This is a genomic window from Streptosporangium subroseum, from assembly GCF_900188345.1.
GTDB lineage: Bacteria > Actinomycetota > Actinomycetes > Streptosporangiales > Streptosporangiaceae > Streptosporangium > Streptosporangium subroseum.
This window is the reverse complement of record NZ_FZOD01000001.1, coordinates 121,926-142,870: the sequence shown is the minus strand read 5'-3', so window position 1 is coordinate 142,870 and position 20,945 is coordinate 121,926. Positions and strand designations below refer to the sequence as shown.

Genomic DNA, 20,945 nt, shown 5'->3' with positions numbered 1-20,945 from the left:
TTCCCCCTCGCGGACAGGGGGCGACCGATTCCTACCCGTTCAGTGCGATGTCATGGGGGCGGATGGGCACGCGGGGCAGCGGCAGGCCGGTGGCGGCCCGTACGGCGGCGGCCACCGCCGGGGTGGAGGAGAGGGTGGGGGGCTCGCCCGCGCCACGCAGGCCGTAGGGGGAGTGCGGGTCGGGGTTCTCCAGGATCGACACCTTCATGGGAGGCATGTCGAGGATGGTGGGGATCAGATAGTCGGTGAAGGACGGGTTCAGCACCCTTCCGTCGCGAACCTGGATCTCCTCCATCAGCGCCAGTCCCAGCCCCTGCGCGGAGCCGCCGTGGATCTGGCCCTCCAGGGCGAGCAGGTTCATGATCTTGCCCACGTCCTGGACGGCCGTCAGCTCCACCACCTTGACCAGGCCGAGCTCCACGTCCACGTCCACGACCGCGCGGTGCACGCACAGTGCGAGCTGGGTGTGGGAGTCGCCCTGCCCGGTGACCGGATCCATCGGGAAGGTGCGCCGGTGACGGTACTCCCGGGTCTCCTCGACCGCGCCGGTCCGCTCCAGCACCTCGACCAGCGACGATCCGTCGGCCCTCAGATCCTCCAGACGTTTCCTCACGGCCTCGCAGGCGGTCTTGACCGCGCCGCCGGTGACATACGACTGGCGGGAGGCCGACGAGGACCCGGCCGAGCCCACCGTCGTGTCCGCCTTCGCGACCGTCACCCTGTCGATGCCGAGCTCCGTCCTGGCGATCTGCGCCTGGACCATCAGCAGGCCCTGACCCACTTCGGCCGCCGCCGTGTGCACCAGGACGTGCGGCTCGCCGCCGAGCAGTTCCACCCTGACCCGGGCGGTGGAGTAGTCGTCGAAGCCCTCGGAGAAGCAGATGTTCTTGATGCCGACGCCGTATCCGACGCCCCGCCGTACGCCCTCGCCGTGGGTGGTCTGGGAGACGCCGCCCGGCATGTCCAGCAGGCCGGGGTCGTCGGCGACGGCGGGCAGCGGCATCGCGGCGAGCTCGCGGAGCATGTCGGCCAGCGGTGCGGGGGTGTCGATCACCTGCCCGGTGGCCAGCGTCGAGCCCTGGGAGACGGCGTTGCGGACGCGGATCTCGACCGGGGAGATCCCGCAGGCCTCGGCCAGCCTGTCCATCTGCGACTCGTAGGCGTAGCAGGCCTGCACCGCGCCGAAGCCGCGCATGGCGCCGCAGGGCGGGTTGTTGCTGTAGACGCCGTAGGCGTCGATCCAGACGTTGTCCACCTCGTACGGTCCCACCCCCAGGGATGCGGCGTTGCCGACCACGGCGGGGGAGGAGGAGCAGTAGGCGCCGCCGTCGAGCAGGATCTCCGCCCTGACGTAGAGCAGCCTGCCCTCGCGGGTCGCGCCGTGTTCGTAGCGCATCCAGGCCGGGTGCCGGTGGACATGACCGAAGAACGACTCCTCGCGGTTGTAGACGATCTTCACGGGGCGACCCGTGCGCAGCGCCAGCATGCACGCGTGGACCTGCATGGACAGGTCCTCGCGAGCGCCGAACGCGCCGCCCACCCCGGCCAGCGACAGCCGTACCTTCTCCTCGGGAAGCCCGAGGCACGGCGCGATCTGGTCGCGGTCCACGTGCAGCCACTGGGTGGCGACGAACAGGTCCACCCCGCCGTCCTCGGCCGGCACGGCCAGACCGGACTCGGGGCCGAGGAAGGCCTGGTCCTGCATGCCGACCTCGTACTCCCCGGTGACGACCACGGGGGCCTCGAAGTCGGAGCCGACCCGCACCGGCTGGTGGCGCAGCACGTTGCCGTGGTCGTGGACCCTCGGGTAGGAGGGGTCGAAGGCGGCCCGGCGGGGGTCCGTGACAGCCTCGCGGAGCTCGTACTCCACGACGATCGCCTCGGCCGCGCGCCTGGCGCGCTCGGGGTGGTCGGCGGCCACCAGCGCGACCGGTTCGCCCTGGTAGCGGACCTGGTCGACGGCCAGCACCGGCTGATCCTTGTGCTCCAGGCCGTAGAACTTCTCGCCGGGCACGTCCTCGTGGGTGAGCACCGCGAACACGCCGGGCATGGTCAGCGCGGGGCCGACGTCGATGGAACGGATCCACGCCGAGGGATGCGGGCTGCGGAGGGTCACGCCCCAGATCATGTCCGCGAGATACAGGTCGGAGGAGTAGGCGAACTCACCCGTCACCTTCAGGGTTCCGTCGGGGCGCAGAACGCTCTCGCCGACGCCCTGACCCCGTCGGGTCTCGACGCCCTGGCTCTGTCGGGTCTCGATGTCGCTCACCACAGCAGTACATCAGCAGGGCCGGACGCCGGACAGGGCAGACACGACGAAACACGGGCCGGAGCCATTGGCGACTCTTGTGGCCGCACCTGTTGCGGCCGCCCCGGTCATCGGGGACCCGGCGGTCCGGAACCGTTCACGACGACCGGTCGGGTGGAACCGTTCACGACGACCGGCCGGGTAGAACCGTCCACGACGGCCGGGGACCCGTTCACGACGGCCGGCCGGGTGGAACCGTTCGCGGGCTCTCAGGGCGTCATGACCCCGTCAGAGCCGTGATCGGCCTCCCGTGAGCGGCCAGAACCGCCTCCTCCTCCGCCAGCCCGTTCTTCAGCTCCTCGGTGCCCGTCGCCCGGGCGGTCGCGACGGAACGGGCCAGGTAGACCGCGGCCTGGTCGAACTCGCCCAGGAGGCGCGAGGATCGGGCGAGGCCGAGGAGCATGTACGGCTCGGCGATGCTCAGCTTCGCGACATGCGCGCAGGTCAGAGCGGTCTCGTAGCAGATTCTGGCCGAGGCGGGATCTCCCAGGTCAAGATGGATGTCGCCGAGCTTCTCATGCACGGCCGTCTCCTGGTAGAGATTGCCGTCCTCGCGGGTCTGGGTCAGCGCATCGCCCAGCACCTTCAGCGCCTGATCGAACTGACGAAGTTTGTGGCGTGCCGCACCGATCGTGGTGGCCGCGTAGTGCTCACCCGGCCTGTATCCGATCGTCTTCGCGACTCTTCGCTGCGCCTCGGCGTAGCCGATCGCCTCCTCGTAGCGCCCCAGGAGGAGATGGATCTCCCCGAGGCTGCCCAGGGCGATCTGCTCGCCGTGAGGGTCGGACAGTTCGCGGAAAAGAGCCAGTTCCTCCTGGACATGGGCCAGGGCCTCCTCGCGGTGACCGGTCATGCTGAGGGCCATGCTCATGTAGCCGTGTGCGTACGCCTGGATGTTGCGGTCACCCAGCCGCTGCCCGACGCCGAGGACCTGCCGGTTGATCGCGAGAAGGCGCGAGGGGAGACCGGAGCGCTGGAGGTGCCAGAAGAGGGAGAGGGCGAGGGCGGCTCCGAGGCGGGCGGTCCGTTCCTCGGGGGCGGCCATCGCCTGGGAGGCGGCAGACAGGAGATTGGCGAGCTCCTGCTCCAGCCACTCGCAAGCCTCGTCCTCAGAGGTGAGCGGGGCGGGATCCGCGCTGAGGTCGACCTCTGTCGGCGCCGGGCGCCGGTAGCCGGAGAGCTTCACGGCCAGGCGCGTGGTCGCGACGTACGAGCTCAGCGCCCGGTCCAGCGTGGCACTGCGGGCCGCCCGCGTCTGCTGCCGTACGGCCTGCTCGCCAGCGAACAGCCGTACCAGGTCGTGCAGCCGATATCTTCCGGTCTCGTCCACCTCCGCGAGATGCCCGTCGACCAGCCGCTCCATGGCGCGTTCGGCCATGTCGACGGGAACGTCCAGGAGGGCGCCGATGATGTGGGAGGTCACGTCGGGCACCTGAAGCACACCGAGCGCGCACAGCGCGTGGGCGGCGGTCCGGTCGAGGGGATGGGCGCCGCCGAGGAACAGGTCGTAACTGACCGCCAGGCTGGAGCTGACCGCGAGATCTCCCGCTTCCAGCTCGTGCAGACGCCGCCGTTCGTCCTCCAGACGTTCCACCAGATCGGCCACCTCCCACTGTGGCCGGTTCGCCAGCCTGGCCCCCGCGATGCCCACGGCCAGCGGCAGGTTTCCGCAGAGGCCGACCAGGCGCGTCGTCGCCCGGACGTCCCTGGCGACCCGCTCGGCGCCCGCCAGCCGCGCGAGCATGGTGGCCGCCTCCGTCTGGCTCATCCGGCTGATCCGCACATGAACGCAGTTGTCGACCAGGGCGAAGGTCTGCCGGCTGGTCAGCAGGATCGTGCTGCCCTTCGGCACCGACAGCAGAGGACGGACCTGGGCCAGATCGACGACGTCGTCGAGTACGACGAGGACGTCCCTGCCGTCGAGCAGGCTGCGCCACAGGGCCGCGGCCTCGTCGACGTCGGAGGGAACGGTGTGCGGGGCGACTCCCAGCGCCCGCAGGAACCTGCCGAGCACCTCCAGGGGTTCGAGCCGCCGGATGCCCGGCGTCGCCCCGTGCAGGTTGGCGTAGAGCTGCCCGCCGGGAAAGCGGTCGCGGACCAGGTGCGCGGTCCGTACGGCCAGGGTCGACTTACCCGAACCCGGCGGCCCGGTGATGGCGACGACATGGTGGGGCAGCCTGCCGTTCGGCGGGGAGAGCAGCGATCTCAGCTGCACCAGCTCCTCTCCGCGCCCCACAAAATCGGCGGGGTCGCGCGGCAGCTGGCGGGGTACCGGATCGTACGGAGCCGCTTCGACGAGATGGATCGATTTTGCCGGAAGTCTCAGATCGAAGACGCTGCCGGAGGCGAGTATCCGCTGGTGGAGATCCTGAATCGGCTGGCAGGGCTCCAGACCGGTCTCCTCCGCGACGACCTTTCTGAATCGCTGGTAGGCGCGCAGGGCCGCGGCTCTGTCTCCCGCCCCGTACAGGCTGAGCATGAGCTGTGCCCACAGCCGCTCGTGTGTTGGATTGGCGAGGGCCGCCGCGCGCAGGCCGGACGCGGCCTCGGCGTATCTGCCCAGACTGAGCCGTATCTCCGAGAGCTCCTCCAGCGAGGCGAGGTGCTCTGCGGAGAGGTGAGCCGCCGCGTCGTCCAGGGACTGGCTTCCCCGGGAATTGAGCAGGGCCTCGCCGCGCCACAGACCGAGGGCCTGCTCGAAGTAGTGGTAAGCGGTGTCCAGGTCGCGGACGCGGGACGCCTGTCTCCCCTGCCGGACGCGGGTCTGGAAGGTGAGCAGGTCGAGATCTTCCGGCTCGATGGCGATGAGGTATCCGTCCGCCTGGGTCTCTATCGGCGTCGAACGCAGATCATCGGGAGAGAGCAGCTTGCGGAGCGTGTGAACGTACGTGTTGATGTTCCGCTCCGCGGAGGGCGGAGGGGTGCCATCCCACAGAGACTCCATCAGATGCTCAATGGATGTGGGCGTATTGGCCCGCAGGAGGAGCGTCGCCAGAAGCTGGCGATGTTTGAGACGCTGGATGTGAATGGTCTCGTGCTTGGCATTGCGAACCGTCAGGCTACCGAGTATCAGAAATGTCATGGGCTAGTCCCAATGCTCTCGGCTTCGGTCCGTCCCAGTGCTGACAAACGAGATTTTTGAGGATAATAGTAGCCGATCATTGCCTCAAGCCATTTTTTTCGGGGGGTTGTTTTCTTGTAATGTATTGGGAGTGTATTAACTGCCCTTCGCGCAATCCAGGCGCACCCGCTCCCGGCGGCCGAGGCGTGAGATCGGGGCCCCGCCGGATCGGTCAGGTGGCCTGACGACATCGCGGCGGGCACTGGACCGGCTGCTGTTCCTGGGGTTGGGGGCTTTCCGTCTTTGGCCCCACCGGCTTCCGGGAGGTCCTCCAGCCCCTGCTCAGGTGCCGGGGAGCGGTGGGCCGGGCCATCGAGGCGAAGTGTGGAGGCCCGCTCGCCCTCGGATCCGAATGAACCATTCGCTCCGTGGCTGAATCGTCCGTGGCGTGTCCGGCGCACATTACCCGGTGTCCGGCGCGAAATCCCTGGATCGGGGCTTGGAGATGGGCCTTGGTCACGATTTCGCCGCCGGGTCATCGCGTATATCTGGTAAACGCGATAAGCGGGCGCCGTCTTGCCCTTGCGATTAGCATTAAAATGTGGTTTTCTCGCATTGCGTTCGGTTTCGGGCCGGCCGACGAATGTGCTCCAGGGGCGGCCTGCATTCCCGGCGTGGATCGGACACACTTGCCGGAGAAGCGCCGGCGCGTCTCTCGGTTGTGAGAGATCGGGAAACGCGCCGAACACTCCAATTTCAAGATCGATTAGTTCTGCTGACGAGTGTGGCCGGGGAGAGCTGGGGCGATCTCCGGCCATGATCCGCCCTACGTGCCGCAAGAGGGTGGGACCCACGCGGCACCCGCTAGATGGAAGAACTCGTCACCGGGTGGAGATTCCCTGCCTGTCGCACCGGTCGATCTACTGGCCCGTCCTCATGGGCAGGGAAGTAGGCGAGCTGAGCTCTTGCCTATTCGGCGTAGGTCCAGGCCGACCTGAACTCCGTATTGACGGGGGTCTGACCCAGGTTGGACTCCAGTTCGGGGTAGGTCCAGCCCAGGCTGGACCCGTCCCCTTGCGAAGAATACTGAGGGGCGGCCGCTGGGGGGGCAGACGAATCAGCGCTGGCGGTCGTAACATTGCCGGTAACGGCTAAAACGGCCGCAAACAGCGTGGCGAGGGCAGGCAAGGCAAGACGTCGGCGCACGGGGAAGACTCCTGTCGTAGGTTCTGCTGCTCAACGATATCTTTCAAGGGGTAACGTGACTGGTCAAGACTTGGTCGGGCAGCGCATCAAGACCGTCCGTCGTCAACGGGGTTTCTCCCAGGCGCAGCTCGCTCATCCAGAACTTTCAGACAGTTACGTGTCCCTGATCGAAAGTGGCAAGCGTACTCCGACGCCCGCGGTCCTGGAGCTTCTGGCCAACAAACTGGACTGTTCGCTCACCTACCTCATCAACGGTGTGACGGCCGAGCAGATGAAGGAGATCGAGCTCGTCCTGAGCTACGCGCAGCTGGCCATGAACAACGGCGAGGTGGCCGAGGCGCGCATGCGCTACGCGGAGCTCCTCGCCGACAGCGGCCTCGCGGGGCTGCCCCAGCTCAAGCTGGACGCCGAGTACGGCCTGGCCCTGGCGACCGAGGCCTGCGGAGACCTGGACGAGGCGATCGCCCTGCTCAACGGTCTGCGTCAGAACGAGTCGGCGCCGATGACCCCGGATCGCCAGATCACCGTCGCCGTCATGCTCTCGCGGTGCTACCGCGAGCAGGGAGACCTCGCCGAGGCCGTGCGGGTCGCCGAGCGGATCCTGGGCAGCACGGTGCGGCCGGCCTGGACCGACGATTTGATAAGGCTGGCTTCCCAGCTTGTCGCCGCCTACATCGATCGGGGAGATCTGCTCCGGGCCCGTCAGTTCTCCGCGGAGGTGCTCGCCGCCGCCGAGCTCCTCAACACACCGCTGTCGATCGTTCTGGCGCGCTGGAACGCCGCGATCGTCGCCGTCGAAAGCGGGCAGGACGAAGCGGCGATCGCCCAGGTCGAGCGGGCCTTCGCCATCCAGTCCGAGTACGGCGATCCCCGTCGGCTGGCACGGCTCCGCAGCGCCTACGCGGAGGTCCTTCTGGCCGTGCGGCCCATGCAGGCCGGCACCTGGCGTGACGTGCTGCTCAAGGTGGAAGCGGAGCTGGCGGAAACCTCCGCCAACCCGTTGGACAAGATGCGCTGCGCGATGAACCTCGCCCGCGTGGAGCTGCTGCTCGACAAACCCGAACGGGCCGGAGAGCACATGAAGGGGGTCTGTGCCATGCTCGACGGAATGCCGCAGGCCATGCAGGCGGAGGCCCGGATCCTGTACGGCCAGGCTCTCGCGGAGCTGGGCAGGCAGGAGCAGGCCCTGGACGAGCTGCTCACGGGGGCGAGGTGCCTGGAGCAGTCGCCGGCCACCCGCTACACCGCCCACGCGTGGCTGACCGCCGCGCAGGTTCTGGAGCGCGTCGACGAGCCGACCCGCAGCGTCGACGCCTACAAACGGGCGCTGGCCTGCGTCGGGCTGTAGATCGGGGGCGGGGAGGTCGAGACCGCGTGGAGGCGTCGGTAGCCTTATGGGTGCTATGAAGACTTCCCCTGTCGCGGTCGCCCTCGCGCTTCTCGCCACTTTCGTCCTCGGTACGGCCTTCGCCTCGCCCGCTCTCGCCCACGACGCGCTCAAGAGCAGCGATCCCGCGAAGGGCGCCAAGGTCGAGAGCCTGACGGAGGTGAGGCTGACGTTCAGCGCCACGACGCGCTTCCCGAACGTCATCGTGCGCACCGCGGACGGTGGTGTCCACCAGGACGGCAAGCCCGTCGTCGACGGTCCCGTGGTCATCCAGAAGGTCAAGGACGACCTCCCGCCGGGCGAATACGTCATCGCCTATCGGGTGGTCTCCTCCGACGGTCACCCGATAGAGGGGGAGATTCCCTTTACCCTGGTCGGTTCCCCGAAACCCCCCTCCGCGTCCGCTTCCACGTCAGAGGAGGCGTCTGCGCCCGCCTCGGAGAGTCCCACCGCGGCGCCCGTGGACGCCACGACCACCGGCACACCCGGCTCGGCTCTCGCGGCGGACAGCGCGGACGAGCCCGCCTCCTCGGGCGGTGTGCCCGGCTGGATGTGGCTCGTCGTCGGAGGTCTGGCCGGTATCGGCATCGGCCTGTTCTTCAGCCTGCGGAACAAGAAGCAGTCGTGAACAGGCCGGGGCAGGCCGCAGCGGCCGAGCGCGCGGGAATTGGCCGGATCGTGAAGCTCGCGCTGGCGGCCGCCGCGGCCGCCGTCGTCGCGCTGGTGATCGCCATGATCGCCAGTGGCGCGGCGACTCCGCGCATCATCCCCGGACTGCCCGACCAGGGCGCGTTCACCCGCTGGGGGATGCCGCTGGCCAAGATGACGATGGACACCGCGGGTATGCTCACCATCGGCGCGTTGCTGGCCGCCGCGGTCTTCCTTCCCAGCGACAAGGGTCTGCTGGGCAAGCCCGCACTCGCCTATGTCAAGGCCGCCTCCTGGATCGCGCTCGTCTGGGCCTGCGCGGCGGCCGCCACGATGGTGTTCAGCCTGTCCGAGGCGCTGGGCCTGCCCGTCACCGACGTGCTCGGCGGCAACGAGCTCACCAGCTTCGCCAGCCAGGTGTCCCAGGGCATCGCGCTCACCCTGGTCGTGCTGTTCGCGGTGGCGATCGCGCTGTTCGCCCGCGGGGCGATCACCGTGGGCACGGCCGGCGGGCTGCTGGTGCTCGCGCTGGTCACCCTGCTTCCTCCCGCGCTGACCGGGCACTCCGCCTCCTCGCCCAACCACGACCTGGCCACCACCGGCGTCGCCGTGCACCTGCTGGTCCTCGCGCTCTGGGTGGGCGGGCTCGCCGTGCTCTGCACGCACGCGCTGCGCCGGCAGCCACAACTGGAGATCGCCGCCACCCGGTTCTCCGCGATGGCGCTGTGGTGCTTCATCGGCGTGGGCCTGTCGGGCGTGTTCAGCGTCATCGCCAGGCTCACCTCGATCTCCGAGCTCTACACCTCCGCCTACGGCCTGCTGCTGCTGGCCAAGACTGCCGCGTTCGTGGTGCTCGGTCTCATCGGCTGGTGGCATCGGAAGCGGACCCTGCCCCTGCTCGCCGCGGGCAGCCCGAGCACGTTCGTCCGGTTCGCCTCCGGCGAGGTCCTCGTCATGTTCGTGGCCGTCGGGCTGGCCGTCGCGCTCTCCCGCACCGCCCCGCCGCCGCCGATCCTGCCGGTCGACCAGGCCTTCGACGTGCTCGGCTACGTCATGCCGCCGGAGATCTCGCTGGCCAACCTGGCCTCGCTGTGGTGGTTCGACCTGTTCTCCGGGACCTTGATCGCGCTGCTCGGCGGCCTCTACCTCGCCGGGATCATACGGCTCGCACGACGCGGCGACTCCTGGCCAGGAGGCCGCACCGCCGCGTGGTTCGTCGGCGTGGTGATCCTGATCATCGCCACCCAGAGCGGCGTCTCCCGCTACGCCAAGGTGCTGTTCAGCGCGCACATGGCCGAGCACATGACGCTGTCCATGCTGGTGCCGATCTTCCTGGTGCTCGGAGCCCCCGTCACCCTGGCGCTACGCGCGCTCAAGCCCGCCGCCCGCAGAGGCGACCGCGGCCCGCGCGAGTGGCTGACCGCGATCCTGCACAGCAGGTTCCTCCGCTTCGTCGGTCACCCGGCGGTCGCCACCGCGATCTTCATCGTCTCCACCTACGCGCTGTACTTCACCCCGCTGTTCCCCGCCGCGATGGAGGAGCATCTCGGCCACATCGTCATGACGATGCACTTCCTGCTCAGTGGTTCCCTGTTCTTCTGGGTGATCATCGGCGTGGATCCGGCCCCCTACAAGCTGCCGCACGTGGCCCGGTTGATCCTGCTGTTCGTCACGATGCCGTTCCACGCGTTCTTCGGCCTCGCGTTGATGAGCATGAGCACCGTGCTGGCCAGCGAGTGGTACGACCAGCTCGGCCGGACCTGGGGTGCCTCCGGAGTCCACGATCAGCAGACCGGAGGCGCCATCGCCTGGGGCTTTGGGGAGGTTCCGACACTGATCGTGCTCCTCGCCCTGGCCTTCCAGTGGTGGCGGGACGACGAACGGATGGCCCGCCACGCCGACCGCCGGGCCGACGCCGCCGCGGCCCGCACGGGCGGCACCGGTGATGCGAAACTCGATGCCTACAACGACTATCTGGCCAAACTCAGTAAACGAGACAGCGAGAACTAGCCGGACGGTTACGGCCGCCTGTCTTCGGCTCCTGCCGCGGGCGCGTCCTGGTGGCCTAACACAGGCGTCTCCAGTAACCTGACAAAAGAGGACATGGGCTCACCATGGCGGGCGCAGCGCTCCGTTGTCGCATGCCACGCCCCATCACATGTCCGGTCGGGGGACCGGTGGCTTTCATGTGGATCAGGAAGGTTGAGCGGTGTCCGAGGAACTGCGCCTGCACGAGGGACGTAGCCTTGCCCAGGCGCTGGAAGAGCACCTCGCCGAGTGGGCCGAACGCACCGGGATCGCCGTCGAGATATGGGCGCTGCCCGCGCACGACGTTTCTCCCGGCACGGCCAGAGCCGTGCTCGCCACGCTGGGCGAGGCGCTTGCCAACGTCGAGTCGCACAGCGGCGCCCGCGTCGTCTCGGTCGCCGTCACCCTGGGCCCCAGCGGCCTGCGCATGACGGTGAGCGACGACGGTGTCGGCTTCATCGGCCCGCTCACGGGCCGGGGCGTCACCGCCATGCGGACTCACTTCGCCGAGGTCGGAGGCACGCTCAGCATCAACGGCGTCCTCGGGGAGGGCACCACCGTCACCGGGGCGGTGCCCCATCGAGGTTAGGCGTCGCCGGACGCCGGGGCGGGCGCGCTCTTCGAACTCGGGCTCCGGCCCGGGAATACGGTTCAGGGCAGGGTCAGGACCTCGTGGCCGGTCTCGGTGACCAGGATGGTGTGCTCGAACTGGGCGGTCCGCCTGCGGTCCTTGGTCACGGCGGTCCAGCCGTCCGGCCAGATGTCGTAGTCGATGGTGCCGAGCGTCAGCATGGGCTCGATGGTGAACGTCATGCCAGGTTCGAGCGTGACCGCCAGCGACGGATCGTCATAGTGCGGGACGATCAGACCGGAGTGGAACGTGGTGCCGATGCCGTGGCCGGTGAAGTCGCGGACCACGCCGTAGCCGAACCGCTTGGCGTAGGCCTCGATGATGCGGCCGGCCACGTTGAGCTGGCGGCCGGGGGCCACGGCCTTGATGGCTCGGTTGGTGGCCTCGCGGGTGCGCTCGACCAGCAGGCGGGACTCCTCGTCCACCTCGCCGACCAGGAAGGTGGCGTCGGTGTCACCGTGCACGCCGCCGATGAAGGCGGTGATGTCGATGTTGATGATGTCGCCCTCGTGCAGCACGGTGTCGTCCGGGATGCCGTGGCAGATCACCTCGTTGATCGAGGTGCACAGCGACTTGGGATATCCCCGGTAGCCGAGCGTGCTGGGGTAGGCGCCGTGGTCGCAGAGGAACTCGTGGCCGATCCGGTCGAGCTCGTCGGTGGTGATGCCGGGCTCCACCCGCTTGCCGACCTCTTCGAGCGCCTGAGCCGCCAGCTTGCCCGCGATCCGCATGCGTTCGATGATCTCGGGGGTTTTGACGTCGGGCTCTCCGGTCTTCGGAGATTTCTTCCCGACATACTCCGGCCGCTCGATGTGGGCGGGAACCTTGCGCAGGGGCGAGATTCGCCCGGGCTGGAGCAGTGTCGTCATGGTCCCCCAGTCTAGTTGCGCTTCTCACTGGGCAGGATTGCCCCATGAGTGATCGATGGTGGTTCTGCCTGACGCACATGGCGGTCGAGCCCGACGAGGGCTGCCCTAACAAAGACCGGATGGGACCCTATGAGAGCCGCGAGGCCGCGGCCAACGCGCTGAAGACCGCGGCCGACCGTAACAAGCAGTGGAAGGAAGGGGACAAGGCCTGGGACGGCGACGACTAGACCATTCAGACGGAACCGGCCGGGGGCCGCGCCTGGCCGTCAACGACGGCGTAGGCGCGGACCGGGAAGGTCCCCAGGCCCGCCACCATCGGCGGGGCCGCGTGGAAACGGAAACCGGCGTCGGGCAACGCGGCCAGGCCGGTCATGTGCTCCACGATCGGGATGCCCGCGCCGAGCAGGAGCGTGTGCGCGGGCCGTTCGCCGCGAGGCGGGGTGTCGTCGATGTTCAGGGTGTCGATCCCGACGAGCGCGGCTCCCCGCTCCACGAGCCATCCGGCCGCCTCCGGTTCGAGATAGGGGTGGCCGTGGAAGTAGTCGTCGGTGCCGAAGTGCCGGTCCCAGCCGGTGTGGATGAGCACGGCCTTCCCGCGCACGTCGGCTCCCGCGAACCGGTCCAGGCCCACCGAGCGCAGTCCCTCGGCCCGTACGACCAGGCCGGGAAGATCGGCGATCGCCTCCAGCGGCACCCCGGACAGGTCGGGCCCCTCCGGATAGCGGTGATAGGGAGTGTCCAGATAGGTGCCGGTGTTGGCGACCAGCTCGATGCTGCCGATGTGAAACTCGGTGCCGGGCGCGTAGATCTCGCGCGAGGCCTCCCGGCTCAGATGCACACCGAGCCGCGGGCCGGGCACCCCCGGGTAGGTGCGCATGCCTTCGATGATGCGATGGCTCAACTCGACCAACCGGGTCACGGGACGCTCACCGTCTTCTCTCTGGATCGGGCCGCCGCCATCCTGACGACGGACACGACGCCGATCACGCCCCAGACGACGTTGAGGATCGTCGAGGGCCAGGCGGAGTGGTAGGCCGAGTTGATCATCAGGGCGATCGACCCGGCGAGATTGATCGCCTGGTACGGCGTGCCGTCCCCGGCCATGCGGGAGGTGGAGACCATGGCGTAGCCGTACAGCATGATCCCGGCTCCGACCCAGCCGAGGAGGTTGACGAAGAGGGACACCGGCGTCATGTGCCGGTGGAGAAGGGGCTCATGTCCTCATGATTTCCACTCTTGTCGCTGAAGGGCAAATAAAGTTTCCTTACTATCCGCGTAAGCTGAGCTGTATGGACATCGATCCCCGACGGCTGCGGGTGCTCCACGAGGTCGCTCGCCGCGGTGGCGTCATGCGGGCGGCCGAGGCGCTCCATCTGACGGCCTCGGCGGTCTCCCAGCAGCTCATGATGCTGGAGCGGGAGGTCGGGCTCGCGCTCATCGACCGGTCGCAGCGCAGGGTCTCCCTCACCCCCGCGGGCAGGGTCCTCGCCGGATACGCCGAGCGGATCGAGGAGGAGCTGGCCGAGGCTCGGCGGGAGCTGATCCGCTTCACCGAACGGCTGGCCGGTCCGGTGGCGATCGCGGCGTTCCCCACGGTCATCCGGCACCTGCTGGTGCCCGCGCTGGGCATCCTGGCCGACCGCCATCCCCAGATCGAACCGCGCATCCACGAGCTGTACGGACCGTCCGCGCTCCAGGAGCTCCGGCTCGGCGGGATCGATCTCGCGGTCACCGAGCAGGACGCCGACAAGATCGTCGCGGTTCAGCCGTCGATCGTCTCCCACCCCCTCCACGTGGACGAATACCGCATCGTGGCGCCGCCGGGCTGGACGGAGATCCCCCGCGGGGTCGCGGACCTGGGCGGCGTGCCCTGGGTGGCCGGGCCGCCCGACCAGGCCTGCGGGCACGCCCTGGAGCGGCTCGCCGCCCTGCACGGTTTCATCCCGCGACGGGTCCACGTGATCGAGGAGTTTCCGCCCACGCTCGCCCTGGTCGCGGCGGGGCACGGCGTGGCGATCGTGCCGTCGATGGCCCTGCTGGAGGTCCCGGCGGGGGAGGTCGTGGTCACCGACATCCCCAATGTGGGCGCCCGCCGACTGGACGCCGTGACCCGCCTCAGCCGCACTCGCTCGGGGGAGCCCGACCCGGTGCAGGCCGTGGTCGTCGCGGCGCTCAGGGAGGCGGCGGACGGCCTGGTGACCCGGCTCGGCGAGCGCCGCGAGACGCGCCGGCCCTAGTCGCCGATCTGCGGGCCGTTGACCCGGTCCAGCAGCCTCGCCAGCCGGTCGCGCAGGCCGGAACGCCGGTGGGTTCCCTCGCCCGCCGCCGCGCTCACCAGATGCTGGGCCCCGTCGAAGGAGAACGGCGCGTGACTGGGGATCGTCAGCGCGTCGTGGGCCAGCCCCTCCAGCCTCCGGTCGCCGCCGTCCAGGGCCAGGATCGTCGCTCCGGTGCGCCGGGCGTCGCTCACCCTTTCGAGCAGCGCCTCCGGGGCCTGCTCCTCGGTCACCACGAACAGGGTCTCGCCCCGCCTGGCGTGCTCGATCCGCTCCATCCCCACCCGCAGGTGCGCGGGCGCGCCGGGGGCGGGCGCCCAGCGCACCAGCGTCGGGGCGAGCTGCGGCAGGCCGGAGAGCCGGGCCTCGTCGCTGAGATGCGCGGTCAGGTGCCAGGGCTCCTCTTCGGGAGTGCCGACCACCAGCAGGCCTCCGGGGGAACGCGTCGAACGGAGGGCGAGACCGAACTCGCGGGTGCGCTCGACCCAGTCGGTCGAGGCCAGGATCTCACGCAGAAGTGACACAGCCCCAGCGTCCATGCTTTCCATCGTGCACCAGTCACCCCCGGATGGTCCCGATAATGCGCTCCTGGGATGATCTGGACAGGCGATATCTTCAATGAAGATCCCTAGAACAGCCGAGGAGCGACAAGTGAGCACTGATATTCCGGACGTGAGCGGAATCTCGATCGGGATCCTGGGCGGTACCGGCGATCAGGGCAAGGGTCTGGCCCGGCGGTTCGCCCTCGCGGGACACACCGTGCTGATCGGCTCGCGGAGTGCGGAGCGGGCGCAGGAGGCGGCGGCGAGCATCGGCGGGCCGGTGCGCGGCGCGGACAACTCGACCGTGGCCGCCGAGGCCGACGTGGTGATCGTGGCGATCCCGTGGGAGGGACACAGATCCACCCTGGAGTCCCTGCGGACCGAACTGACCGGAAAGATCGTCGTCGACTGCGTGAACCCGCTCGGCTTCGACAAGCAGGGCGCCTTCGCGCTCCAGGTCGAGGAGGGCAGCGCCGCCCAGCAGGCCGCCGAGGTCCTGCCCGGCAGCCGCGTGGTCGCCGCCTTCCACCATGTCTCGGCCGTGCTGCTGCTGGACCCGGAGGTCGCCGAGATCGACCTGGACGTGCTCGTCCTGGGCGACGACCGCGAGGCCACCGACACGGTTCAGGCGCTGGCCGGCCGGATCCCTGGCGTGCGCGGCGTGTACGGCGGGCGCCTTCGCAACGCCCACCAGATCGAGGGGCTGACCGCCAACCTCATCTCCATCAACCGCCGCTACAAGGCCCACGCCGGGCTGCGCGTCACCGACGTGTGACGGCTCCGGGCGGATGAGTCCGGGGGTGACTCCGGACTCGGGCCCGGCTGTCTCGGAGCAGGTGCTGTTCCCGGTGGCGGGGGTCCGGCCGCCGTCGCGCGAGACCACGGGGCGGCGTCTTCGAACGCCGACCGGTTTGTCTCGGGAAGCGGGAGCCGAACCCGGTCAGCGGTGTGCGCGGGGCGACTAGATCCAGCCGGCGTCCTGGGCGATCCGGATGGCGTCGATCGTGTTGCGGGCACCCGTCCTGGTGATGGCGCCGGTCAGGTAGTTGCGCACGGTTCCGGGGGAAAGGTGTAGCCGTCTGGCGATCTCCTCCGCCGGGGCGCCGCGTGCGGCCTCCTTGAGCACGGTGGCCTCGCGGAGCGTCAGCGGGCTCGCACCGTACTCGACGGCCGCGGCGACCAGCTCGGGATCCAGCACTCGCAGGCCCTGGGCGGTGCGCCGGATCGCGTCGGCGAGGCGGTCGCCGGGAGCGTCTTTGACCAGGAACGCCTCGATACCGGAGTTCAGGGCACGGCGCACCTGGCCGGGCTGACCCATCGCGGTGAGCACCAGCACCCGGCAGCCGGGCAGTTTCTCGCGCAGCTCCACCGAGGCGGTGATGCCGTCGACTCCGGGCAGGTCGATGTCCAGCACCGCCACGTCCGGCCGGCTGCGCAGGGCCGCGGGGACGATCTCGTCGCCGCGGGTGACCTCGGCGACCACGTCGATGTCGGGCTCCAGCCTCAGCAGCGCGCTGAGCGCCGCCCGGATCATGTGCATGTCCTCGGCGAGCAGCACGCTGATCATGCGGGCACCTCCATCGTGAACCGGAACCCGTCGTTCTCGATCCGCTCCGCGCTCACCGAGCCGCCCAGTCCGGCGGCTCGCTCCTTCAGGCCGGTCAGCCCGCCGCCGTCCGCGCGACGTTCCCGGGCGCCGTCGTTGACCAGCTCCAGCCGTACGGCGCCGGCCTGTACGGAGGTGCTGATCGAGCAGTTCTTCGCGCGGCTGTGCCGTACGACGTTGGTGGTCCCCTCGCGCACCGCCCAGGCCAGTGCCTCGTCGACCTGCCGGGGCACCTCCAGCGGGGCGAGGCTGGTCCGGCAGCTCACCCCGGAGGCCTCCAGCAGGGCCATCGCCCGGTGCACCTCCTCGGTCAGCGACACCTCCCGGTAGCCCCGCGCCACCTGCCGCACGTCCTGGGCGGCGTCCCTGGCCACGTGGATCAGCTCGGCGAGCTCCCCGTCCGCCGCCCCGGGGTCGCGCCCGATCAGTTTGCGCGCGAGGTCGCCCTTGAGGGCGATGGCGGCCAGGCTGCTGCCCAGCCCGTCGTGCAGGTCCCGGGAGATCCGCAGCCGCTCCCGCAGCACCGCGGCCTCGGCCAGCTCCGTCCTGGCCTGTGCCAGTTCGTCGCTGACGACCACCAGCCGCACCACCCCGTAGATCGTGAATCCGGTGACGAAAAGGTTGCAGAGGCCGTAGACGCCGTTCAGAATCATGAATTCCGATTCCGCGACGGCGCTCGCGGCGGCGAAATGGACCACCGTCATCGGGACCAGGCAGCCGAGGGCGAGCGGCAGGCGCAGGCGCAGGAGCACCGGGCCGAGCAGGATGGACGGCATGCCCCACCAATATCCTCCGAGCGAGTCGGGGAGGAGCACGATCGGGGCGTAGGCGGCGATCGCCTGGATCAGCAGTCCGACGGTCGGGCCGCCGGGCTCGGCGCCGCGCAGGGCGGCCCGGATGTGCAGGAAGTGGGGGACGAAGAAGCCGGGGAGCGCGATCGAGACCACGGCGATCCCGGTGAACCCGCCGTACTGGACGATCAGGATGACCGCGGAGATCATGAAGCCTACGGAGATCAGCACGATCACGCCGATGGCCAGGCGCCGGGGGGTTATCCGCATATGTGTGAACCTATGACTTCCTCGTCTTCCCAGGGAGCCGGCGCGAGGGGGCGAGGCCACGAGCGTTCCGTCTTCCAGGGGCCTGCGCGATGTGGGTGAACCCACGACCTTCTTGCCTTCCAGGGGACCGGGTGGACCTATGACCTTCTCGTCTCCCAGCGGAACCAGCGTCTGACCGCGAGAAGCCCGATGGCCGCCCAGACCACCAGCTTCAGTGCCGGTACGGCAGCCGCCCCCAGATCACCGAGGAACGTGCCGTCCGCCGCGTAGGCGACCTGTGCCGCCTCCACGACCGCGGCGGTCGGCAGCAGATCGAGCACCGTGCCGGCCCAGCCGGGAAGCATCTCCAGCATCGGGCCGAAGCCGCCCGCGCCGATACCGGCCAGGAAGAAGAACGGCATGGTCATGACGGTGGCGACCTCGGTGCGTGGGATGACCGCGGTGAACGCCGCTCCCAGGAGGCACAGGACGGCGGAGCCCGCGACCACGAACACCAGGTACAGCAGGGGGTCGCGCGGCATCGTCAGGCCGGTCAGCGCGTACAGGGCCACCGACACGACGCCGGTCAGCAGCGTCGCCTGGATGACCAGATTGCCCACCTCGCCGCCGAGGATGTCGCGGTCGCTCAGCCCGGTGGTCCGCATCCGTTTGAGGAGAAGCTGGTCGCGGCGGGCGGTGAGCGTCGTCGCGATCTGGCTGAACGTCGCGACGGTGAGGAACGTCACGAGCACCCCCAGATGGATGTCCAGCAGGAACTTCGGGCCCTCCGGGCCGACCCTGTCCATCATGAGCGGGAGCCCGATGCCGAGGAGGACAAAGAGCCCCACGGACGTGGTCAGGGCCGTCTTGTCGCGCCAGAAGAGACGGCTGTCGAAGCGGGCCACCACCGCCAGATCGCGTGCGGACATGATCACACCGTCGCTTTCTTCTCGTGCTTCTCTCCGGAGGCGAGGTCGAGGAACAGGTCTTCGAGCGTCGCCGTACGGACCTCAAGGCCGCGCAGGCGCAGGCCGCGCTCGCTCGCCCAGTTCAGCAGGGTTCGCGCGGTGAGGTCGGGGTCGGCGAGGCGGTACACCGCGAGGCGGCCCTCCATCGTGGTGACGGGCACCGGCAGCTCCTCGGGGGGGACCGAGGAGGGCAGTTCGAAGGCGACCCTGCCGGTCTCGGCGGCCAGGGTCTCGGCCATGCCGCCGCCGGCGACGATCAGCCCCTGGTCCATGATCGCCATGGAGGAGGCCAGGCGCTGGGCCTCCTCCAGATAGTGCGTGGTGAGCAGGATCGTGGTGCCCTGTCCGGCCAGTCTCTGGATGACCTCCCAGGTGTTCCTGCGCGCCTCGGGATCCATTCCCGCCGTGGGCTCGTCGAGGAACAGCGCGTCGGGGCGGCTCAGGACGGCCAGGGCCAGATCCAGGCGGCGCTTCTCGCCTCCGGAGAGCTGGCGCACCTTCGTCGTCGCCTTGGCGGCCAGCCCGGTGAGTTCCAGGGTCTCGTCACGCGGCCGGGGGGCGGCGACGAAGTCGCGCCAGGCGTCCACGGTCTGCGCCACCGTCAGGTCGGGGAAGAACCCCGCCTCCTGGAGCATGATCCCGATGCGGGCGCGGACCCTGCTCCGATCCCTGGCCGGATCGAGCCCGAGCACTCGGACGGTGCCCTCGTCCGGCGCCTGGAAGCCCGCCAGCACCTCCATCGTCGTGGTCTTCCCGGCCCCGTTGCGCCCGAGGAGGGCGAAGATCTCGCCCGGGGCGACGTCGAAGGAGATGCCCTTGACGGCCGCGAAGTCTCCGTAGCTCTTCGTGAGCCCGTCCACCTGAATCGCTGTCATGTCTCAGATCCTGGAGGCCTGGCCCGGCGGGCAGTAGTGAGAAATTCATGACTTCGTCCGAGCGGTGTCGCGATCCGGTGGAGGGCTGCCGGGGAGTCGCCGGGATGCGGTGGCCGTATCCGGGTCTCCGGCATCGCCGGTGATGTGCGGACGGCGGAAAGCCGGAGGCGAACCGGTGGTGCGCGGACGGCGGACCGCCGGGGGTGTGGATCCGGTGTCGCCGTCCTGCGGGCGGATGATTTTGCCCCCGCGGGAAAGGGTCGTACGTCACTCTCGACCGTTTGGATCTGACAAACACCTGGTTAACCGGACATTCTTGACGCATGACTGAACTTCGCCCTGAGACGCGCACCGTCCATCTTCCTCACCCGCAGCTGAACGGCAGTCGTCCCATCTCGGTGCCGATCTACCAGACCTCCGGTTTTGTCTTCGACGACCCTGCCGTCTTCGCCGACGGGATGGGGCGTCCCGACGGTGCCTTCGTGTACGGGCGGATGTCGAATCCGACCGTCAGGTCACTTGAGGAGGCCGTCGCCGGGCTGGAGGGCGGCGTCGGCGCCGTGGCCACCGGCTCGGGCATGGGGGCCATCAACTCCGTACTGCTCGGCCTGCTCAAGCCCGGTGACCACCTGATCGCGCAGAAGCCCCTCTACGGCGGCACCGCCGGGATGATCAACGATCTGATCGAGCGCTTCCAGATCGCCGTCTCCTACGTTTCCGAGGCCGACCCGGAGGCCCTGCGCGCGGCCGTGCGGCCCGAGACCAAGCTGGTCTACCTGGAGACCATCGCCAACCCGGTGACCCAGGTCGCCGATCTGCCCGGCATGTGCGCGGTGGCTCGCGAGGCCGGTCTGATCTCGGTGGTGGACAACACCTTCGCCTCGCCGATCCTGTGCAGGCCGCTGGAGCACGGGGCCGACATCGTGGTCCACTCCACGACCAAATATCTGAGCGGGCACACCGACGTGCTCGGCGGGATCGCGGTCTTCGCCTCGGACGAGCTCTACCGCAAGGTGTGGTCCTTCGCGACAGAGCTGGGCGCCACCGCCGACCCGTTCGCCGCGTGGCTCACCCTGCGAGGCATCCAGACCCTGCCGCTGCGGATGGAGCGCCACTGCTTCAACACCCGCGAGCTGGCCACCCGTCTCAACGACCATCCCGCGGTCTCCGCCGTGCACTGGCCCGGCCTGCCCTCGCACCCCTCCTACGAGCTGGCGGCGAAGCTGCTGCCGGACTTCGGCGGGGTCTTCTCCTTCGACCTGGCGGGCGGGCGCGCGGCGGGGGAGAGGTTCATGGGTGCGGTACGGCTGGCGCTGCTGGCCCCGTCCCTCGGGGGAGTCGAGACGCTCATCCTTCACCCCGCCAGCACCTCCCACCGCATGCTGACGGCCGAGGAGCTGGTCAGGAACGGGATCGGGGAGGGCACGATCCGGGTGGCGGTGGGCATCGAGCACGTCGAGGACCTGTGGGCGGACTTCGAGCAGGCGCTCTCCTGATCCT

The 20,945-nt window shown here is 69.4% G+C and carries 18 protein-coding genes; 8 read left to right on the top strand and 10 right to left on the bottom strand.

What is annotated here, in order from left to right; genetic code table 11:
• Positions 1–31 precede the first annotated feature (31 nt).
• Positions 32–2,272 carry a xanthine dehydrogenase family protein molybdopterin-binding subunit gene (locus tag CHC08_RS00655; protein WP_179281819.1) on the bottom strand — a complete coding sequence of 747 codons (2,241 nt, stop codon included), beginning with the start codon at positions 2,270–2,272 and terminating at the stop codon, positions 32–34.
• A 253-nt stretch (positions 2,273–2,525) separates the two neighbouring features.
• Positions 2,526–5,390 (bottom strand): AfsR/SARP family transcriptional regulator, encoded by a 2,865-nt coding sequence (locus CHC08_RS00650; protein WP_089205147.1) that lies wholly within the window; start codon positions 5,388–5,390, stop codon positions 2,526–2,528.
• A gap of 1,240 nt (positions 5,391–6,630) precedes the next feature.
• Here CHC08_RS00650 and CHC08_RS00645 point away from each other — a divergent pair.
• The 4 genes from CHC08_RS00645 to CHC08_RS00630 all read left to right on the top strand — a co-directional run bounded on the left by CHC08_RS00645 (position 6,631) and on the right by CHC08_RS00630 (position 11,227).
• A complete protein-coding gene (locus CHC08_RS00645) occupies positions 6,631–7,923 on the top strand; it encodes a helix-turn-helix domain-containing protein (protein ID WP_089205146.1) in 1,293 nt (430 codons plus the stop codon).
• Between the two features lie 55 nt (positions 7,924–7,978).
• On the top strand, positions 7,979–8,590 hold the full coding sequence (locus tag CHC08_RS00640; protein WP_179281818.1) for a copper resistance CopC family protein: 612 nt from the start codon (positions 7,979–7,981) through the stop codon (positions 8,588–8,590).
• Positions 8,587–10,620, top strand: a complete 2,034-nt coding sequence (locus tag CHC08_RS00635) for a bifunctional copper resistance protein CopD/cytochrome c oxidase assembly protein (protein ID WP_089205144.1) — start codon at positions 8,587–8,589, stop codon at positions 10,618–10,620. Before CHC08_RS00640 ends, CHC08_RS00635 begins: the two co-directional genes overlap by 4 nt.
• 199 nt (positions 10,621–10,819) lie before the next feature.
• On the top strand, positions 10,820–11,227 hold the full coding sequence (locus CHC08_RS00630) for a sensor histidine kinase (RefSeq protein WP_089205143.1): 408 nt from the start codon (positions 10,820–10,822) through the stop codon (positions 11,225–11,227).
• A gap of 62 nt (positions 11,228–11,289) precedes the next feature.
• On the opposite strand, the gene map is transcribed toward CHC08_RS00630, so the two are convergent.
• Positions 11,290–12,138: a type I methionyl aminopeptidase gene (gene map / locus CHC08_RS00625; protein ID WP_089205142.1), complete on the bottom strand. Its 849-nt coding sequence runs from the start codon at positions 12,136–12,138 to the stop codon at positions 11,290–11,292.
• A gap of 44 nt (positions 12,139–12,182) precedes the next feature.
• Between map and CHC08_RS00620 the strand changes: the two genes are divergently transcribed.
• Complete coding sequence (locus CHC08_RS00620) at positions 12,183–12,365, top strand: hypothetical protein (protein WP_089205141.1); 183 nt, start codon at positions 12,183–12,185, stop codon at positions 12,363–12,365.
• 5 nt (positions 12,366–12,370) lie between these two features.
• On the opposite strand, the gene CHC08_RS00615 is transcribed toward CHC08_RS00620, so the two are convergent.
• Together CHC08_RS00615 and CHC08_RS00610 are read right to left on the bottom strand one after the other, a co-directional pair.
• A complete protein-coding gene (locus CHC08_RS00615; protein WP_089205140.1) occupies positions 12,371–13,057 on the bottom strand; it encodes a cyclase family protein in 687 nt (228 codons plus the stop codon).
• On the bottom strand, positions 13,054–13,332 hold the full coding sequence (locus tag CHC08_RS00610) for a CBU_0592 family membrane protein (protein ID WP_089205139.1): 279 nt from the start codon (positions 13,330–13,332) through the stop codon (positions 13,054–13,056). The genes CHC08_RS00615 and CHC08_RS00610 overlap by 4 nt, the downstream gene beginning before the upstream one ends.
• A gap of 95 nt (positions 13,333–13,427) precedes the next feature.
• On the opposite strand from CHC08_RS00610, the gene CHC08_RS00605 reads away from it, so the two are divergent.
• Complete coding sequence (locus tag CHC08_RS00605; RefSeq protein WP_089205138.1) at positions 13,428–14,375, top strand: LysR family transcriptional regulator; 948 nt, start codon at positions 13,428–13,430, stop codon at positions 14,373–14,375.
• Here the strand turns inward: CHC08_RS00605 and CHC08_RS00600 are convergent.
• The gene (locus CHC08_RS00600) at positions 14,372–14,953 is read right to left on the bottom strand and encodes a hypothetical protein (RefSeq protein ID WP_179281817.1); all 582 of its coding nucleotides are present in this window, start codon (positions 14,951–14,953) and stop codon (positions 14,372–14,374) included. The genes CHC08_RS00605 and CHC08_RS00600 overlap by 4 nt on opposite strands.
• 112 nt (positions 14,954–15,065) lie before the next feature.
• On the opposite strand from CHC08_RS00600, the gene npdG reads away from it, so the two are divergent.
• On the top strand, positions 15,066–15,731 hold the full coding sequence (npdG, locus tag CHC08_RS00595) for an NADPH-dependent F420 reductase (protein WP_371779538.1): 666 nt from the start codon (positions 15,066–15,068) through the stop codon (positions 15,729–15,731).
• 186 nt (positions 15,732–15,917) lie between these two features.
• Here the strand turns inward: npdG and CHC08_RS00590 are convergent, their stop codons facing one another.
• From CHC08_RS00590 to CHC08_RS00575, 4 genes are all read right to left on the bottom strand, one after another.
• A complete protein-coding gene (locus CHC08_RS00590; RefSeq protein ID WP_089205135.1) occupies positions 15,918–16,523 on the bottom strand; it encodes a response regulator transcription factor in 606 nt (201 codons plus the stop codon).
• Entirely contained in the window at positions 16,520–17,623 is a 1,104-nt protein-coding gene (locus CHC08_RS00585; protein WP_089205134.1) for a sensor histidine kinase, read from the bottom strand. The genes CHC08_RS00590 and CHC08_RS00585 overlap by 4 nt, the downstream gene beginning before the upstream one ends.
• A 137-nt stretch (positions 17,624–17,760) precedes the next feature.
• The gene (locus CHC08_RS00580; RefSeq protein ID WP_143653033.1) at positions 17,761–18,531 is read right to left on the bottom strand and encodes an ABC transporter permease; all 771 of its coding nucleotides are present in this window, start codon (positions 18,529–18,531) and stop codon (positions 17,761–17,763) included.
• 2 nt (positions 18,532–18,533) lie between these two features.
• Positions 18,534–19,445, bottom strand: a complete 912-nt coding sequence (locus CHC08_RS00575) for an ABC transporter ATP-binding protein (protein ID WP_089205132.1) — start codon at positions 19,443–19,445, stop codon at positions 18,534–18,536.
• A 323-nt stretch (positions 19,446–19,768) separates the two neighbouring features.
• Here CHC08_RS00575 and CHC08_RS00570 point away from each other — a divergent pair, with 323 nt between their 5' ends.
• The gene (locus CHC08_RS00570; protein ID WP_089205131.1) at positions 19,769–20,941 is read left to right on the top strand and encodes a trans-sulfuration enzyme family protein; all 1,173 of its coding nucleotides are present in this window, start codon (positions 19,769–19,771) and stop codon (positions 20,939–20,941) included.
• The last annotated feature ends 4 nt before the right edge of the window (positions 20,942–20,945 follow it).